18 protein-coding genes are annotated in these 17,767 nt (G+C 60.9%); 12 read left to right on the plus strand and 6 right to left on the minus strand.

Annotated features, from left to right (window positions below; genetic code table 11):
- Positions 1-11: 11 nt before the first annotated feature.
- From NPS29_RS25235 to NPS29_RS25245, 3 genes are all read right to left on the minus strand, one after another.
- Positions 12-590 carry a cob(I)yrinic acid a,c-diamide adenosyltransferase gene (locus NPS29_RS25235; RefSeq protein ID WP_274135943.1) on the minus strand — a complete coding sequence of 193 codons (579 nt, stop codon included), beginning with the start codon at positions 588-590 and terminating at the stop codon, positions 12-14.
- 4 nt (positions 591-594) lie between these two features.
- Positions 595-2,643, minus strand: a complete 2,049-nt coding sequence (locus NPS29_RS25240; protein WP_274135944.1) for a sensor histidine kinase — start codon at positions 2,641-2,643, stop codon at positions 595-597.
- Between the two features lie 274 nt (positions 2,644-2,917).
- A complete protein-coding gene (locus NPS29_RS25245) occupies positions 2,918-3,838 on the minus strand; it encodes a putative 2-dehydropantoate 2-reductase (RefSeq protein ID WP_274135945.1) in 921 nt (306 codons plus the stop codon).
- Between the two features lie 172 nt (positions 3,839-4,010).
- Between NPS29_RS25245 and NPS29_RS25250 the strand changes: the two genes are divergently transcribed.
- Positions 4,011-4,496: a YajQ family cyclic di-GMP-binding protein gene (locus tag NPS29_RS25250; RefSeq protein WP_274135946.1), complete on the plus strand. Its 486-nt coding sequence runs from the start codon at positions 4,011-4,013 to the stop codon at positions 4,494-4,496.
- A gap of 140 nt (positions 4,497-4,636) precedes the next feature.
- A complete protein-coding gene (locus NPS29_RS25255) occupies positions 4,637-5,491 on the plus strand; it encodes a mechanosensitive ion channel family protein (protein WP_274135978.1) in 855 nt (284 codons plus the stop codon).
- Positions 5,492-5,652: 161 nt separating this feature from the next.
- On the opposite strand, the gene NPS29_RS25260 is transcribed toward NPS29_RS25255, so the two are convergent.
- Positions 5,653-7,212, minus strand: a complete 1,560-nt coding sequence (locus NPS29_RS25260; RefSeq protein WP_274135947.1) for an AmpG family muropeptide MFS transporter — start codon at positions 7,210-7,212, stop codon at positions 5,653-5,655.
- A 42-nt stretch (positions 7,213-7,254) separates the two neighbouring features.
- Positions 7,255-7,605, minus strand: a complete 351-nt coding sequence (locus NPS29_RS25265) for an MGMT family protein (RefSeq protein WP_274135980.1) — start codon at positions 7,603-7,605, stop codon at positions 7,255-7,257.
- A 177-nt stretch (positions 7,606-7,782) separates the two neighbouring features.
- Here NPS29_RS25265 and NPS29_RS25270 point away from each other — a divergent pair, with 177 nt between their 5' ends.
- From NPS29_RS25270 to groL, 5 genes are all read left to right on the plus strand, one after another.
- The gene (locus tag NPS29_RS25270; RefSeq protein ID WP_274135948.1) at positions 7,783-8,790 is read left to right on the plus strand and encodes a DUF481 domain-containing protein; all 1,008 of its coding nucleotides are present in this window, start codon (positions 7,783-7,785) and stop codon (positions 8,788-8,790) included.
- Positions 8,791-9,058: 268 nt separating this feature from the next.
- Positions 9,059-9,790 (plus strand): HugZ family protein, encoded by a 732-nt coding sequence (locus NPS29_RS25275; protein WP_274135949.1) that lies wholly within the window; start codon positions 9,059-9,061, stop codon positions 9,788-9,790.
- A 65-nt stretch (positions 9,791-9,855) separates the two neighbouring features.
- A complete protein-coding gene (locus tag NPS29_RS25280) occupies positions 9,856-10,353 on the plus strand; it encodes an FxsA family protein (protein ID WP_274135951.1) in 498 nt (165 codons plus the stop codon).
- Between the two features lie 253 nt (positions 10,354-10,606).
- Positions 10,607-10,900 carry a co-chaperone GroES gene (locus NPS29_RS25285; RefSeq protein ID WP_274135953.1) on the plus strand — a complete coding sequence of 98 codons (294 nt, stop codon included), beginning with the start codon at positions 10,607-10,609 and terminating at the stop codon, positions 10,898-10,900.
- Between the two features lie 51 nt (positions 10,901-10,951).
- Positions 10,952-12,595: a chaperonin GroEL gene (gene groL / locus NPS29_RS25290; protein ID WP_274135955.1), complete on the plus strand. Its 1,644-nt coding sequence runs from the start codon at positions 10,952-10,954 to the stop codon at positions 12,593-12,595.
- 312 nt (positions 12,596-12,907) lie between these two features.
- On the opposite strand, the gene NPS29_RS25295 is transcribed toward groL, so the two are convergent.
- On the minus strand, positions 12,908-13,651 hold the full coding sequence (locus NPS29_RS25295; protein WP_274135956.1) for a phosphatase PAP2 family protein: 744 nt from the start codon (positions 13,649-13,651) through the stop codon (positions 12,908-12,910).
- Positions 13,652-13,875: 224 nt separating this feature from the next.
- Between NPS29_RS25295 and colR the strand changes: the two genes are divergently transcribed.
- From colR to NPS29_RS25320, 5 genes are all read left to right on the plus strand, one after another.
- The gene (gene colR / locus NPS29_RS25300; RefSeq protein WP_081565296.1) at positions 13,876-14,559 is read left to right on the plus strand and encodes a two-component system response regulator ColR; all 684 of its coding nucleotides are present in this window, start codon (positions 13,876-13,878) and stop codon (positions 14,557-14,559) included.
- Positions 14,549-15,829 carry a sensor histidine kinase gene (locus NPS29_RS25305; protein WP_274135958.1) on the plus strand — a complete coding sequence of 427 codons (1,281 nt, stop codon included), beginning with the start codon at positions 14,549-14,551 and terminating at the stop codon, positions 15,827-15,829. Before colR ends, NPS29_RS25305 begins: the two co-directional genes overlap by 11 nt.
- A 206-nt stretch (positions 15,830-16,035) precedes the next feature.
- A complete protein-coding gene (locus tag NPS29_RS25310; protein WP_274135959.1) occupies positions 16,036-16,704 on the plus strand; it encodes a class I SAM-dependent methyltransferase in 669 nt (222 codons plus the stop codon).
- A 4-nt stretch (positions 16,705-16,708) separates the two neighbouring features.
- Positions 16,709-17,428 (plus strand): lipopolysaccharide kinase InaA family protein, encoded by a 720-nt coding sequence (locus tag NPS29_RS25315; RefSeq protein WP_274135961.1) that lies wholly within the window; start codon positions 16,709-16,711, stop codon positions 17,426-17,428.
- Positions 17,425-17,652, plus strand: coding sequence for a hypothetical protein (locus NPS29_RS25320; protein WP_274135963.1), 228 nt, complete (start codon positions 17,425-17,427; stop codon positions 17,650-17,652). The genes NPS29_RS25315 and NPS29_RS25320 overlap by 4 nt, the downstream gene beginning before the upstream one ends.
- Positions 17,653-17,767 lie beyond the last annotated feature (115 nt).

A 17,767-nucleotide genomic window follows, 5' to 3' on the forward strand; every position in this document is an offset into this window, starting at 1 on the left:
TACATCCCCCGTCAATCCGGTTTTTTCGCGGGCTGCCACAGAATCTCCGGCACTCCCTCTCTGCGCGCAATGATCCGAGCCGCGACGAACAGCAAGTCCGACAGCCGATTGATATAAGCCAGCCCAACCCCGGCCAGCGGCTCGACAGCGTTCAAATGCTGGCAGCGTCGCTCGGCACTGCGGGCCAGGCTGCGGCAGACGTGGGCCTGGGCGATCAGGGTCGAGCCGCCGGGCAGAATAAAATTTTCCAGCGGTCCCACCTCGTCGTTCCATTTGTCGATGGCGGCTTCCAGCCGTTCGACTTCCTCGCCCTTCAGCGCCTGGTACTCCGGCATGGCCAGTTCGCCGCCCAGGTCGAATAGCCGATGCTGACAGGGCGCCAACACATCGATGACCTCCTGAAACGTCGGCATGGCGTGGGCCAGCCCTTCAAGCCCCGCCAACAGCAAACCGAGCTGGCTGTTCAGCGCATCGACTTCGCCGATGGCCTCGATCCGTGGATGATCCTTCGGCACGCGGCGGCCATCGCCCAGGCCGGTCTCGCCCTGGTCGCCGGTGCGTGTGTAAATTTTTGACAAGCGAAATCCCATGAGCTTACTCCCGGTCGTTCTGACCAATGATCTGGGGTGCCGGCACGTTCATCGGGTTGCCCGCCAGCGGCAGGCGCAACGTGAAACAGGTGCCCTGGCCAAGGGTGGAGTGCACCTCCATCTGGCCTTTGTGATTGTTGGTGATGATGAAATATGAGACCGACAGCCCCAGCCCCGTGCCCTGGCCGACTTCCTTGGTGGTGAAGAAGGGTTCGAAGATGCGCTTGCGCACGCTTTCGGGCATGCCCACGCCGTTGTCTTCGACCTGGATTTCCGCCCATGGCGGGTTCAGCCGGGTGCGCAGGATGATGCGGCCGGGCTCGGCGTCGTGTTCGCGCTGGTGAATCGCCTGCGCGGCGTTCTTCAGCAGGTTGAGCAGCACTTGCTCCAGTTCGTTGGCCGTGCCTGGCACTGGGCCGAGTTGAGGGTCGAACTGGCGCAGAATGTTCTGGCCCTTGAAGTCGAAACCGATGGTCAGGTCGAAGTCATTGCTGGCGATTTCCACGGCCTGGTCGATCAGCCCCGGAAGATCGCATGGCGCCATCTGCCGGTTGCTGCGCCGGCTGAAGCTGAGCATGTGGCTGACGATCTTCGCCGCCCGGGCGCCTGCGTGCTGAATGCCATCCAGCAACTGCGGCACCTCCCGCGCGCTGAGGTACTGGTTCACCGCGCCCAGCTCGATGCCTTCCTGCTCGGCCTGCTCCAGGTTCTTCGGCAACTCCGGGGACAGGCGCCGGCGGATGTTCTGCACGTTGTGCATGATCGCGCCCAGCGGGTTGTTGATCTCGTGGGCCATGCCCGCCGCCAGACCGCCCACCGAGAGCATTTTCTCGGACTGCACCATCATGTCTTCCAGTGACAGGCGCTGGGTAATGTCGTCGATGCGGATCACCACGCCGCGCCCCGCACCGCCGGTCAGCGGGTAGAAGGTCAGGGCGAAGTGGCGGGTCAGGTCGCCCTTGACCCAGGTGACGCGCTCGATCTTGGTCACGGTGTGGCGTTCGACGGTCTGCTTGATCTGCGGCAGAAACGACTTCATCGGCGGGAAGGCCAAGAAAATCGGCTGATTGAGGGCCTCGTCCAGCGGCGTGCCGGAGAGGGCGCCGGCTTCCTGGTTCCACTGGGTGACGTAGAGCTGTTCGTCCAGGGCGATCAGCGCCGACGGCATCGAGTCGATGATGCTGTTGAGGTAATTCTGAAAACCCGTGAGCTTTTTCTCGATCTTGCTGCGCACCTGGACTTCGAGTTCCAGCTTGCGGTTGGTGTGGCGGGTTTCTTCGGCCAGCCCCTGGGCCTGATCGTAGGCTTCCTGGGACTCGTCGCGGGCGCGCTTGAGCTGCTGCTCCCGCGCTTCCATGCGCGACAGCATGGTGTTGAACGCCTCGGCCAGCGAGCCGATTTCATCGCGGTTGCCGGTGCCAGCCCGCAGGGCATAGTTCTCCTCGCGGGTCACCCGGCGCGACAGCTGCTCCAGTTGATAGATTGGCTCGGTGATGAAGCGGCGGATCTGCCGCGCGACCCCGGCCCATAGCAACACGCTGAAAATCAGGATGCCGAGGCTTGCGGTCAGGGTTCCGGTGTAGAAGGCCGTCGGCAGTTCGCTGCTGGCCACCAGCAGCAGATGGCCGGGCGCGTGGCCCAGCTTGGGCACAGGGATCACCTGGGTGTTGCGAAACTCGGTGATACGCCAGCTTTCCAGATTGCGGTAGTGCTCGGGCAGGTGAAGTTTGTCGCCCTGTTGCACCTGGGCAAGGCGATCACCGGTGCTGTCGTAGAGCGCAGCGGCGCGCAGGGGGCCGTAGTTTTTCAGCTCCTTGAGCAGCGCCTGGGCGTTGGCCGAGGATGACAGCGCTTCATCGGACAGCCCGGGGTTGCTTATGAGCCGGCCGATGGTCTGCAGGGCCTGAGGCGCCATGGCTTCCTGGGAGATGTAATAGGCGGCGCTGATGAAGGTCAGGTTGGCGACCAGCAGGACGGTGGTCAGCAGAACCAGCAGGGCCGCCAGTAGTTTCTGGCCGACCGGCAGGTTTTCGAGGCGCTGGCGCAATGGCATGGGGCAGGGTCACTGGCAGATGAGGAACAGGCAGGTTAGCGCTGTTCGGCGCCTGCGCAAACCCGCCGTGCAAAACCATAAACAGATGCGCCCCCAATCCGTAGCAGTCCGGCTCGCCGGCGACGACTGGCTTGAGGTCGCTACGCCGGCAAGCCGTGCTGCTACGAGATTTGTGGTGAACGCAAATGCCGGTACACATGAACCCGTAGCAGCCGGGCTTGCCCGCGGGAGCGATCTCGAGGCCGCCCCCGCCGGCAAGCCGTGCTGCTACGGGTCAGTTGTCTGGCAGGCCTTTTGTGATCAGGTGAGCAACCAGCCGGTCTTGCAGAGTATCCAGAAGCGGGGCGGGGCAGCCATGGCGGGCTGCGGCCTGGCGGGCATAACCCAGCAAATAACTGATCTCCGTTCGTCGCCCCTGCGCCACGTCCTGATACATCGACGAATAATTCGCCGCCGTGGCGCTGATGACGCGAAACACTTCTTCATGCAGCCCGGTCGTCGCGTGGGGCTGTCCACACGCTCTCAGCACGCGGCTGAGCTCATCGCACAATGCGCCCACCTCAGCCGCGTGAGCCTGCAACTCACCATTGCGGCAGCCATAGAGCACCGTCAGCGGATTAATGGCGGAGTTCAGCGCCAGCTTGCGCCAAAGACGGTCGAGGATGTCCCCGGTCCACTCACAGGGAATGGCCGCATTGATCAGTTCAGCCATCCAGTCCGGTCCATCCAGTTGCTGCCCATCGCCCAGCCAGTTGAAGCCTTTGCCTGCGAAGACCACGCTGAAGTCCTGATCCCGAAACGCGCCCTCCGTGCTGGAAACAAAGATGCAACGTGCGTCAGGTACCTGCGCCGCGACCGCCTGCTGGCTGCCCAGTCCGTTTTGTAACAGGAGAATGTCGGCACCAGGGCTCAGACGCCCGGCAACGCTGGCCACGGCCCGCTCGGCGTCGTAGGCCTTGCACGCCACCAGCAGCCGCTCGATGGGTTCGTCGGCGTTCAGGGTTTGAGCCGGGATGGCGAAGGTGTGACGTTGCCCTCGCTCGCTCAGCGTCAAACCGCCCTTGGCGGTGTAGGCGGCCAGGCGCACCTCATCTCGCAGAATCAGCCGCACCGGCAAACCTGCGCGAGCCAGTCGCGTCGCCCACAGACTGCCAAGGCTGCCTGCGCCCAGAATGTGCCACACATCAGGTTTCACAGGCGTTCCCACCGCGAATCCAGGAAAAAGACGGGCAAGGAAAACACAAACGACATCGCAGGCTCACATGAACATCGGGAAAGTCTCGTTATAATGACCGGGCTTTCATACCGTCAAGTCAGGCGTGCTCCATCTACATGTCGAGCCGCGCCGTATCAATTGGAGAATCTACATGCCCTCGTTCGACGTAGTGTCCGAACTGGATAAACACGAAGTCACGAATGCCGTCGACAACGCGATCAAGGAGCTGGACCGTCGCTACGACCTCAAAGGCAAAGGCAGCTTCGAGTTCAAGGAAAAGGATCTGACCGTCAACCTGACCGCTGAAGCCGAGTTCCAGCTGGAGGCCATGATCGAGATCCTCAAGCTGGCGCTGGTCAAGCGCAAGATCGACGTGCAGTGCCTGGAAGTGAAGGATGCCTATGCGTCCGGCAAGCTGATGAAACAGGACGCCGTGCTCAAGGAAGGCATCGACAAGGAGCTGGCGAAGAAGATCGTCGCTCACATCAAGGATGCCAAGCTCAAGGTCCAGGCTGCCATCCAGGGCGAGCAGGTCCGCGTGACCGGCAAGAAGCGTGACGATCTGCAAGAGGCCATCGCGGCCCTGCGTGCCCGTGAATTCGGCATGCCGCTGCAGTTCAACAACTTCCGCGACTGATTGCCCTCTGATTTGCCTCAGCGTCGGGAACCTGACCGGTTTGTGCGCGTCCGAGTGCAGGTCCCTCTGAAACGCTGGCGCCACGGGGTGTCGGCGTTTCTGTCTTCCGTTTTCGCGACCGCGAGGAGAAATAAATGGATTTGGATTTGAACGGCCAGGTCGATCACCTGGTCAAGGCCTCCCAGGCCTGGATTCCCATGGTCATGCAGTACGGCAGCAAGGTGTTGCTGGCGCTGGTGGTGTTGCTGGTGGGCTGGTGGCTGATCAACAAGCTCACCGGCCGGGTCAGCGCGCTGCTGGCCTATCGTCAGGTGGACCTGGCCCTGCAGGGCTTCATCGGCAGCCTGGCCAACATCATCCTGAAGATTCTGCTGATCGTCAGTGTGGCCTCGATGATCGGTGTCGAAACCACCTCGTTCGTCGCCGCCATCGGTGCCGCCGGTCTGGCCATTGGCCTGGCGTTGCAGGGCAGCCTTGCGAACTTCGCAGGCGGGGTCCTGATCCTGCTGTTTCGCCCGTTCCGCATCGGTGACTGGATCGAAGCCCAGGGTGTGTCAGGCACCGTGGACAGCATCCAGATTTTCCACACCATCCTGCGCACCGGCGACAACAAGACGGTGATCCTGCCCAACGGCAATCTGTCCAACGGCATCATCACCAACACCAACCGTCAGCCGACGCGCAAGGTCGTGTTCGATGTCGGCGTGGACTACGACGCCGACCTGCAGAAGGCCCGGGAAGTGTTGCTGGAACTGGCCAAGGACCCACGGGTGCTCGCCGACCCGGGGCCCCAGGCGGTGGTTTCCACGCTGGGCGACAGCTCGATCACCGTTTCCCTGCGCCTGTGGACCAAGACCTCGGATTACTGGGACGTGATCTTCATGCTCAACGCCGAGGCGCGTGATCGCCTGCGTGCCGAGAACATCGACATCCCGTTCCCGCAACGGGTGATTCGCGTGGTGCAGGAGCAACAGGAAGCAACGCCTCAGCGTTGATCCTTCGCCCCTGAAACGCAAAAGCCCCGGCTCGCGAGAGTCCGGGGCTTTTTGTTGCCGCTCGATCACCTGTAGGAGCGCGCTTGCCCGCGACGCGGTGTATCAGCCCCTGCAAGGGTGACTGATAAATCGCAATCGCGGGCAAGCGCGCTCCTACGGGTTCAGTGTTGCTCTCCGGCGGGGGCTTCGACCGGTTTCTCAGGCTCGGCAGGCTTTTCCTTGCGCAGCTCCTGCGCCCAGTGCAGGGCGATCATGAACAGCGTCGGTACGCCCATCACGGCGGTGGCGAGGAAGAAGTTGTGATACCCGAGCTTCTCCACCATCACGCCCGAGTAGCCGCCGATCAGGCGCGGCAACAGCAGCATGATCGAACTGAGCAGCGCGTATTGCGTGGCCGAGAACTTGAGGTTGGTCAGGCTCGACAGGTAGGCCACGAACGCCGACGTCGCCAAGCCCGAGCTGAAGTTGTCCAGCGAGATGGTGACGATCAGCATCTTCAGGTTCGGGCCCATGTCGGCCAGCATCAGGAACAGCAGGTTAGTGGCCGCCGACGTCGCGCCACCGATGAACAGGATCGGCAGGATGCCGAAACGCACGATGGCCAGGCCGCCAAACGCAGCACCCACCAGGGTCATGACCAGGCCGAAGATCTTGCTGACGCTGGCGATCTGATCCTTGGTGAAGCCCTGGTCGATGTAAAACACGTTGGCCATCACGCCCATCACCGTGTCCGACATGCGATAGGTGGCGATCAGCCCCAGCAGCAACAGCGCCTGCCAGCGATAACGCAGGATGAAGTCGTTGATCGGCGTCAGCACTGGTGCAAGGCCGCGACGCCCGAACGACGACAGGCATGCGCCGGTCAGCAGGGTGTAGAGGATGGCGCGCAGGAAAGCGCGGTCTTCCATCAACAGGTCTTTCCAGGTGGCGTCCTTGAACAGCACGCTGGCGAAATCGGTGTTGTACAGCTGGGTGAACATCGCAGGCACCGACACCAGCAGGATGATCAGCACGAACACCGAGGCCAGTTGATGGGTGAAGCCGTAGCGCGCCGCCGACAGCTGGGTGCGCAGCGGCACAGGCGGTTCGCGCATGATCAGCGAGGTGATCAGCGCCGGCACCATCAGCAGGCCGAACAGCACATAGGTGCCGGTCCACGCCGAATGCTTATAGGCAAAACCGGTAGAGCCGAAGCCTTCGGCGAAATACAGCGCGCCGGCCGTGGCGAGCAGGGCGGCCACGCGATACCCAGCCATGTAACTGGCAGCGAGGGTGGCCTGCTGGCTGTCGGAGGCAATCTCCAGCCGGTAGGCGTCGATGGCGATGTCCTGGGTGGCGGACGAGAAGGCCACCACCACCGCAATCGCGATCAGCCAGGACAGATGCTGCTGCGGATCGCAGAACCCCATGCCGATCAGGCCCATGATCACCAGGGCCTGAGAGAGCACCAGCCAGGAGCGTCGCCGCCCCAGCTTGCCGAGCAGCGGCAGGCGCCACTGGTCGAGGAGGGGAGACCACACCCATTTGAAGGCATAGGCCAGCCCGATCAGGCTGGCGTAACCGATGGTTTCCCGGGCGACACCGGCTTCACGAAGCCAGACCGAGAGCGTGGAAAACACCAGCATATAAGGCATGCCCGCGGCGAAGCCGAGCAACAGCAATACGAGTGTAGAGGGGCTGGCATAAGCGGCGAGCGCGGCGCGCCAGGTTTTGCGGGGCATGGGCTGGAATCTGCCTCAGTTTACGTAAACAAAGCGCGCACTCTAACCGTTGTCCTCTGTCGGACGCCAGCCATGACGCTGCATATCCACACGATTGTTACGGATGGTCACCCCTTCGGCCCGCAATCTGGCCCTTTGTTCCTCGCCGGAAACGGTCCCGGCGGCCAGGCTCAGGCGCCCGCCGGCCCCCAGTACCCGATGCCATGGCAGGCTGCTGCCGTCGGGCAACTGACTCAAGGCCCTGCCAACGAAGCGTGCCGCTCGTCCTAAACCGGCAAGCTCGGCGAGTTGGCCGTAACTGACGACTTTTCCCTCGGGAACCTGATGCAATGTCAGGTAAAGCGCCGTGCGTCGGGCCTCTGCGGGGGACAGCCCGGTCGGGTCATCTTGCATCGAAATATGTTCGATCACATGTTCGTTCCTGATTGTCTGACGATCGAGAATTTTCCTTCAGGAACTACAGAAAATTCCTACGGTCAGTGATACCTGTGCCGGCGGTCCATGGATTGCCACGACGTTATCCTCACGGATAATGCCCCGTTTCCGCAAACCAGAGCGTTGTAGTTGCTTATGCTGTCCAGAACTTTGCTGTGCCTTGCTATCACCAGTGTTTCCACCCCCTTGCTCGCTGACACCGTCTGGTTGAAGAACGGTGACAAACTGACCGGGACCATCAAGGTCTTCGATGGCGGAAAACTGCTGCTCAATACCAAGTATGCAGGCGATATTCCGCTGGACTGGAAGGAAGTCAAGACGCTGGAAAGCGATCAGCACCTGCTGGTCAAGCAGGACGCCTACACCGGCGAGATTTCCAAATCCCTGCACGCAGCCGACGACGGCAAGGTCACCCTGGCCAACGGCGATGCGCCCAAGACCGTGGATCTGGCCAGCATCCAGCAGATCATGAAGCCCAAGCCCGTGGTCACGGACCTGGTGTGGAAGGGCAACGTCGATGCCGCGCTCGACTTCCAGCGCGCCGACAAGGACACCGACGACTACAACATCGCCTTCAAGACCTCGGCCACTCACGGCCGCTGGCGTCACAACGCCAAGGGCGAATACAACCGCGAAACCCAGGATGACCTGACCACCACCAACAACTGGAGCGCCGAGTACTCCATCGACCGCTTCCTGACCGACAAGTGGTTCTGGGATGGCCGCCTGACCTACAAGCACGACGGCATCGAAGACCTGCGCCGCCAGCGCACCGTGGGTACCGGTCCGGGCTACCAGTTCTGGGATGACGAGTTGGGCGCGTTCAAGGTCGGCACCCTGCTCAACCGCACCGACTTCGAATATTCCAACGGCGCGAAAGACAATTTCTACTCGGTTTCCGGCACCTGGGATTACAACCGCTACCTGATCGGCAAGAAGGTCGAGTTCTTCACCAACGGTGAAGTGGGCAAGCCTATCGGCAGCGTGGCGGACTACAGCCTGGATACCGAAGTCGGCCTGCGCTACAAGGTCACCGAATGGGCCTCGCTCAACGTCAAGGCCGAGAAGGACATCATCAGCGGCTCCGACGACGGCAACCTGAACAAGACCCGCTACACCGCAGGGTTTGGTGTGGCCTGGTAAAGTCTGCTTTATAAAGGTTGTATGCCAGTCGCGTAGTTGGCTGGCAACACGACCTGTAGGAGTGAGCTTGCTCGCGATTGCGTTGTGTCAGGTGTCGATGACTGTGATGACACACCGCTATCGCGAGCAAGCTCACTCCTACAGGGGCAGTGCTGAGTCGAAAAAAATTACGCGAAATCCCCGCAAAATCGTCACGCCTCCTCAATCTGGCACCCGTTCGCGATAACGATTATCGTGTGGCCTCTACCATCTGTTCAGGAGCCACACCATGAGCGTCAAAGCCAACCGGCAAGCCCGAGCACTGCTGCTCAAGGAGTATCGCGGCGTGCTGTCGACCCATTCCAAGTCGATGCCCGGTTATCCCTTTGGCTCCGTGGTGCCGTATTGCCTGGATGACCAGGGCCGCCCGCTGATCCTCATCAGCCGTATTGCCCAGCACACCCACAACCTGCAGCGCGACGACAAGTGCTCGCTGCTGGTGGGCGAGCGTGAGGCCGAAGACATCCAGGCCGTAGGCCGCGTGACGGTCATGGCCCAGGCGCAGAAACTCACCGACGAAGCCGCCATCGCCGCCGCAGCACAGCGCTACTACCGCTTTTTCCCGGATTCCGAGAGCTACCACAGCGCCCATGATTTCGATTTCTGGGTCCTGGTGCCGGTGCGCTACCGCTACATCGGCGGCTTTGGCGCGATCCACTGGCTCGACGAGGTGGCGCTGGCCAACCCGTTCGCGGGTCAGGCCGAGACCGGCATGGTCGAGCACATGAATGAAGACCACACCAAGGCCATCGCCCATTACGTCGAACTGGCCGGCCTGCCGCAAACGGAGCCTGCGCAACTGGTCGGTATCGACGCCGAGGGCATGCACCTGCGCATCGGCCAGGGCGTCTACTGGCTGGCCTTTGCCGAGCCTTGCAATACGCCGACACAAGTCCGCCAGGCCTTGGTTCAACTGGCTCACGCCGAAAAATGGCCGACCGTTGAAGCAGCCGAGGCTTGAATTAACGACTTTGCGACTTCACCTAGTGTCTACTGGAAGCCTTCTTCCGTTGAGGAAACTATTTGATGCGCGCTTTTCTACTGCTTTTATTGCTTTTTCCGGTGCTCGAGCTGTTCGTGCTGGTGAAAGTCGGCATGTCCATCGGCTTTCTGGCGACCTTCCTGCTGGTCGTCGCCGGTTCCATGCTCGGGATCTTCGTGATTCGCGTCGCAGGCCTTGCGACCGCCATGAGCGCCCGTGAAAGTCTGGCGCGGGGCGAGTTGCCCGCGCAGCAGATGATGGACGGCCTGATGATGACAGTCGGCGGTGGCCTGCTGGTGCTGCCTGGTTTCATCAGTGACGTGCTGGGCCTGATCTGTCTGATGCCGTTCACCCGCCGCCTGCTGGCGAACAAGGTGCGCCAGCGTGCCCAGGCACAGGCCGACCGTCAGCGTGCGTTCGCCGACGACCTGCGTTCGGCGGGGCCGATGAATCCGGGAGCGTCTCGTCCCGGTACCCGTCGCCCCGAGGTGATCGAAGGTGAGGTCATCGAAGGCGAGTACGAGCCTGTCGACAAGAAGTGATCCGCACTGCGATGCGAGCACGGCACCTTCGGGTGCCGTGTCCGTTTTCGTTCCCGGGGTTTGTAAAAAAAAAATCCGGCCAGCCTTGTAATCAGCTTGCACGCCCTTATGTATGGGTCACCGCAAGGTTTCTGGCGCATTTCGTCAGACCGTATTCTGCGGTTCGCCTGCGAACCGCAACCGGCAAGCCCGGATGTTTTAACCGGCCGGTGTCAGCACCGGGCGTTCAAAAACCATAATTAGGAGATCGACAATGAAGCTTCGTCCTCTGCATGACCGCGTCGTAATCCGTCGCAGCGAAGAAGAAACCAAGACTGCTGGCGGTATCGTGCTGCCAGGTTCGGCTGCTGAAAAACCAAACCGTGGCGAAGTCATCGCTGTCGGCGCTGGTCGCATCCTGGACAACGGTGAAGTACGTGCGCTGGCCGTGAAAGTGGGTGACAAAGTGGTGTTCGGCCCTTACTCCGGCAGCAACACTGTGAAAGTAGACGGCGAAGACCTGCTGGTGATGAGCGAGAACGAAATTCTCGCGGTCGTCGAAGGCTGAGTTGATACCCCGCATTTCCCGTTACTACAAAGTATTTAAGGAATAACGATCATGGCTGCTAAAGAAGTTAAATTCGGCGACGCTGGCCGTAAAAAGATGCTGGCTGGTGTAAACGTCCTGGCCGACGCCGTCAAAGCGACCCTGGGCCCGAAAGGCCGTAACGTCATCATCGAGAAAAGCTTCGGCGCTCCTCTGATCACCAAAGACGGTGTGTCGGTCGCCAAGGAAATCGAACTCAAAGACCGTTTCGAAAACATGGGCGCGCAGCTGGTCAAAGACGTTGCCTCCCGTGCCAACGACGACGCCGGTGACGGTACCACCACCGCTACCGTTCTGGCTCAAGCCATCGTCAACGAAGGCCTGAAAGCTGTCGCTGCCGGCATGAACCCGATGGACCTCAAGCGCGGCATCGACAAGGCGACCATCGCCATCGTTGCTGAACTGAAGAAACTGTCCAAGCCTTGCACCGACACCAAAGCCATCGCTCAGGTCGGCACCATCTCGGCCAACTCCGACAACTCCATCGGCGACATCATTGCCGAAGCCATGGAAAAAGTGACCAAAGACGGCGTTATCACCGTTGAAGAAGGCACTGGCCTGGAAAACGAACTGTCGGTTGTAGAAGGCATGCAGTTCGACCGTGGCTACCTGTCCCCGTACTTCATCAACAAGCCGGACACCATGGTTGCCGAGCTGGACAGCCCGCTGCTGCTGCTGGTTGACAAGAAGATCTCCAACATCCGCGAAATGCTGCCAGTGCTGGAAGCCGTTGCCAAAGCCGGCCGTCCGCTGCTGATCGTTGCCGAAGACGTCGAAGGCGAAGCCCTGGCGACTCTGGTCGTGAACAACATGCGTGGCATCGTCAAAGTCGCAGCCGTCAAGGCGCCAGGCTTCGGCGACCGTCGCAAGGCCATGCTGCAGGACATCGCTGTCCTGACCGGCGGTACCGTTATCTCCGAAGAGATCGGCCTGAGCCTGGAAACCACTACCCTGGAACACCTGGGTAATGCCAAGCGTGTCGTTCTGAACAAAGAAAACACCACCATCATCGACGGTGCTGGCGTTCGTACTGACATCGACGGCCGTATCGCCCAGATCCGTCAGCAGATCGGCGACACTTCGTCCGACTACGACAAAGAGAAACTGCAAGAGCGTCTGGCCAAGCTGTCCGGCGGCGTTGCAGTGATCAAGGTCGGTGCTGGTTCCGAAGTTGAAATGAAAGAGAAGAAAGCCCGCGTTGAAGACGCCCTGCACGCAACCCGCGCAGCCGTCGAAGAAGGCGTGGTACCTGGCGGTGGCGTAGCGCTGGTTCGCTCGCTGCAGGCCATCTCCGAACTGAAAGGCGACAACGCCGATCAGAACGTCGGTATCGCTCTGCTGCGTCGCGCTGTTGAAGCGCCACTGCGCCAGATCGTTGCCAACTCCGGTGACGAGCCAAGCGTTGTGGTCGACAAGGTCAAGCAGGGTTCGGGTAACTTCGGTTACAACGCTGCGAGCGGCGAATACGGCGACATGATCGAAATGGGTATCCTGGACCCGGCCAAAGTGACTCGCTCTGCTCTGCAGGCGGCGTCCTCGATTGCCAGTCTGATGATCACCACTGAAGCCATGATCGCTGACGTGCCAGAAGACAAGCCTGCAGCTGGCGGCATGCCAGACATGGGCGGCATGGGTGGCATGGGCGGCATGATGTAAGCCAGCCTTACCCCGATGTACAAAAAACCCCGCTTCGGCGGGGTTTTTTTATGGAGGTTCACTCGAGATTCTTACTTTGAAACCCTTTGGGCCTGATCGCGAGCAAGCTCACTCCTACATTTGCTTAAACGTGCCATGGCCTGATAGACCGAGTTGGTAGCCTTTGGAGTTCACTCGGGGGTTGGCTTGGAATGCCAAAGGCGGACAAGGTAATCTTTCAGGATGCGGCACGTTGCAAAAAATGTAGGAGTGAGCTTGCTCGCGATGCGCCCGAAGGGCATCAATGTATCGATCCCAATCCAACATCTCGGCCTACCCCGAAACCGCCGCCCCCTCGACCACCTTGTCTTTCCCGCCCACCGGCCGGTACAACACGGCGTAATAAGCCCCCAGGCAGATCAGCCAGCAAAACACCGCCGTCCAGATGTTGTGCGAAAAGAAATGCGCGCCCTGCAACATCCGGCCGACGGAAAACACCGTGCCCAGGCCAAATGCGAAGATCAGGCCGGCCTTGGCCAGGCGTGGACGGCGGTCGCGGAAGACGAAAAACAGCGCGAACAGGGTAAAACCGGTTGCCGCGTGACCACCCGGCCAGCAACGCCCTGGCTTGTCAGTCGGTGGGCGTGGGCTGAGCAGTTCGCTGTAGGTTTCCTGCCCGCCGAATTCGGTCAGGCTCCAGGGACACTGCACGGAGGTCACCACTTTGACCGGCGTGACGAAGCTGGTGGACAACGCCATCGACAGCACCAGGCAGCCAAGCTCGCGTTTCCATGACTTGAGCGGTCCGACGAAGAAAGAGGCGACGAAACCGGCAAATGACAGCACCCCCATCGCAATCACGGCCTGTTTGGCGCGGTCGTGAAGTATGTTTTCCAGAAAGTAACTGTGCTTGCCGATGAACCCGCCCGCTGCCGGATCGTAGGCCAGCTTGGCGATGTCCATGTCCAGCGAAGTGAGTTCCAGCAACAGCAGGGTGATGGCGGTGATCGCCGGAATACCCAGATAAACCCAAAGGTTGATCGGGCGCGAGGCGGGCCGTTCGAAAACGTCTGACATGGGAAATCCCGTGTAATGGCAAGGAGGTTGACCGAGAGCGTTCGGCAGTCTGTACCCCGGCCTGTCGCGGGGCTGTGAATCACGAGTGAAAAAAACGTTATGCACTCGGGCGCTGGCCCTCGGGCGCGCTTGGCCTTAAGCTGCCGCCAACTCTGACTCATCGAGTGCACAGGCTTGCGCTGTGCCCGGGTCACGCCGACAACCGCATATGGAGACATGCACCCATGAGAATTCTGCTGGTTGAGGACAACCGCGACATCCTGGCGAACCTGGCCGACTACCTGGGTTTGAAGGGCTATACCGTGGATTGCGCGCAGGACGGCCTGTCCGGACTGCACCTTGCCGCCACCGAACACTACGACCTGATCGTGCTCGACATCATGCTGCCCGGCATCGACGGCTACACCCTGTGCAAGCGTCTGCGTGAAGATGCCCGTCGCGACACGCCGGTCATCATGCTCACCGCCCGCGACCAGCTCGATGATCGTCTGCAAGGCTTCCGTTCCGGCGCCGACGATTACCTGCTCAAGCCCTTTGCGCTTTCAGAGCTGGCTGCGCGCATCGAGGCGGTCCTGCGTCGCGCCCAGGGCGGCGGCCGGCGCACCTTGCAGGTGGCTGACCTGATCTATGACCTGGACACCCTGGAAGTCACGCGCGAAGGCCGCATGCTCAAGCTCAACCCGGTGGGCCTCAAGCTGCTGGCCGTACTGATGCAGAAGAGCCCCCATGTGCTGCGCCGGGAAATTCTCGAAGAAGCACTGTGGGGCGACGATTGCCCGGACAGCGACAGCCTGCGCAGCCACGTCCACCAGTTGCGTCAGGTGATCGACAAGCCATTCGCCAAACCGCTGCTGCAGACCGTGCACGGTGTCGGATACCGTCTGGCCGAGGGCCGCGATGGAGTTTAAGCAGAGCCTTGCCCAGCGGATCATCATCGCCTTTGCGTTGATGAGCGCGCTGGTGGCCGGGTCGTTCGCCATGGGCATCGTCGCGACGGTGCACCTGGTGGAAGAAAAACTGATCTCGTCAGGCTTGGGGGGTGACCTCACCCGCCTGTTGTTGATGGACAGTGTCGAGGACTGGAGCCACCGGCCCGAGCCCGACCAGTTGTTCTATTTCAGCGGCGGGCCGGGTGACTTCGAACTGCCCAAGGATCTGCGGCATCTGGAGCCGGGCTTTCACGAAGTGTTTCGTGGCCCGCTGTCGTACCACGCCATGGTTGAAGTAGTGGACGGCCGTCATTACGTGCTGCTGCAGGATCAGAGCGACTTCGAAGAGCGCGAGCGCGTGCTGTTCGCCGTGGTGCTGGTGGGCTTCGTGCTGGCGCTGGCGCTGGCGGTTTTCCTGGGCTGGGTCCTTGCCCGCCGGGTCATGGCACCGGTGGTGCGCCTGGCGCGCCAGGTGCGCCATCGTGACCAGTTGCTGGGCCTGGCACCGCCTCTGGCCCCGGACTATGCGGCCGATGAAGTGGGGGAGTTGGCAGTGGCCTTCGACGCCACCCTGGGTCGCCTGCGCGATGCCTTGACCCGCGAGCGCATGTTCACCAGTGACGTCAGCCACGAACTGCGCACCCCGCTGATGGTGCTGGCAAGTTCTTGCGAACTGCTGCTGGAAAACCCGGCGCTGGATCAGCGCGCCCGTGCCCAGGTCGAGCGCATCGAACGTGCCTGCGAAGAGATGCGTGATCTGGTGCAGACCTTCCTGATGCTGGCCCGCACCCAGCGCGACGACGCCAGCATGAACCCCCAGTTGACCCTGCAGGGGGCGGCCCAACAGCTGCTGACCCTGTGGCGCGAGCCTATCGAGGCCAAGGGGCTGTTGCTTGAATACCACCCCGAGCATGCGTCCCACGGCAATTACAACGCGACCTTCCTGTACGCGGTGATGGGCAACCTGCTGCGAAATGCGCTGCACTACACCGATCACGGTTTCATTCGCCTGACGCTGCTGGCGCAGGGCTTTACCGTCGAGGATTCGGGCGTCGGCATTCCCGAAGAAAAGCGCGAGGCGATGTTCCAGCCGTTCGTGCGCGGCAACGAGAAGCGCGGGGAGGGCCTGGGGCTTGGGCTGTCGCTGGTTCAGCGGATCTGCGAGAACCAGGGCTGGACAGTAAGCCTGGACCACATGCAGCCGAATGGCTGTCGATTCAGCGTCGAATTCAAGAAACGTACGGAGTGATAGCGGCACCACCGAGTTGGTACAAATGTACAGGCAATGTAAAGTTTGCTGTGATCTTGCAACTTATGGCCATATGCTAGCCCTATCTTCTGGTAAAACCTCGTAACATTTGCGCGGCGCTCTGGACGTTTTTTTCACATTCAGGTGACCTGAGGATCACGTAAATCCCCTTAGTTTTGGCGGTATCACCTTCAGGAGATACAGCCATGAGCAAGCGGGTCGAGCTTGATTTCTCACGTAAATACGACGACGAGCACGCCAGAAAATATTTTCGCAAGCACCGGGACGGATTCGCCCGGCAGATGTCTGATCGTCGCGACAAGCAGTTGGCCCGCCGCGCACTGGCGCTGGCAGGTGAGCCGGGACTGGTTCTGGACCTGCCCTGTGGCGCCGGTCGTTTCTGGCCGCTGCTGGCGGAAAAGGCCAATCGGGTCATCATCGGGGCCGACAATTCGGCGTCGATGGTCAAGACCGCCTGCGAGTCGCAGCCGGCCGAGGTGGTGAAACGGGTACAGCCCTTGCAGACATCTGCATTCGCCATCGACATGCCTGACAACGCTGTAGACAACATCTTCTGCATGCGTCTTTTGCACCATGTAGGAAACCCGGAAGACAGAGCAGTGCTGCTCAACGAGTTTCATCGAGTCACCCGCGACAGCGTGATCATTTCGTTGTGGGTCGATGGCAATTTCAAAGCCTGGAAACGCAAGCGTGCCGAGCGTAACCGCCATCAGGAGGGTTACCAGAACCGCTTTGTGTTACCGGTGGCCACAGTCGAGGCCGAGTTCGAACAGGCAGGATTCCGCATCCAGGAACGACTGGATTTCCTGCCGTTGTACGCCATGTGGCGAGTGTATCTATTACGTAAGAGGTAACAGGATGGCCGTGGATTTCGCAGCTGAGTTGACCGTTCCCGCCAAGGACCGTTTTGCCTATTTCTGGAATACCAAGGGTGATTGGGTAGAAGAGCCCAACGTTCGTCGCGGTGGGGAAAGTGGCGTTCAGCGCGTCGTGTCGGAGAATGGCCGCCTGTTGTACGTCAAGCGCCAGGTCGGTCACATCTACCGCAGCTGGCTGCATCCCTTCGGTCGCCCGACGGTGCTGCGCGAGCGCGATGCCCTCGAGGGCTTGCGTCAACTCGACGTCAACGTGCCGCGCATGGTGTTCTGCGGTGCCGAGCGTGACGAGAAAAACGAATGGCGTGCCTTGCTGGTCACGGCTGCGCTGGAAGGCTACGACGAGTACGAGAACTGGCTGAAGGCCGGTGGTCGCGAGCAGTTCGGCGAGGCTGTTCATGAGCAGATGCTCAAGGAACTGGCCCAGAACCTGGCGCGCATGCACAAGGGGCGCTGGCAGCACAGTTGCATCTATATCAAGCACGTTTTCGTCCGCGTGGTGGGCGAGGGTGCGAACGCCAGGCCTGAAGTGGCGCTGCTGGATCTGGAGAAATGCCGTCAGCGCCTGACCGCCTACGGCGCCGCCCAGCACGACATGAAACAGTTGCGTCGCCATTCGTCGTTCCAGCCTGCGGACTGGAAGAAGCTCGTCTACTTTTACGAGACGGCGTTTGGCAGCCCCATCAAAGGTTTAGATCGATGAAGTTAGAACTGGCGCGAGGTTTGTTTGTAGTCGGGGCGTTGGGCATCGCATCCATAGCCATGGCAGCCTGGGAGCAACCCAGACCGAAGATTCTGAGCGCAGTACACGGCGAGGGGCAATGTGCCTTGCCGCGGGTGGCGAAGATCGACTCGCCCGTTCGCCCGGATCACGATCTGCTGTTGTTGATGTTCGGGCTGGCCCAGGGTTCGGGGCCGCAGCATTGAGAGCACCATGTGACAAAAAAGCCCCGAGGATTCGGGGCTTTTTTGTTTCTGTTGGCTTGGAATTCTTACTCTGATGCCCTTCGGGCCTGATCGCGAGCAAGCTCACTCCTACATT

The organism is Pseudomonas putida, from assembly GCF_028682175.1.
In the GTDB taxonomy this organism is placed as follows: domain Bacteria; phylum Pseudomonadota; class Gammaproteobacteria; order Pseudomonadales; family Pseudomonadaceae; genus Aquipseudomonas; species Aquipseudomonas putida_AD.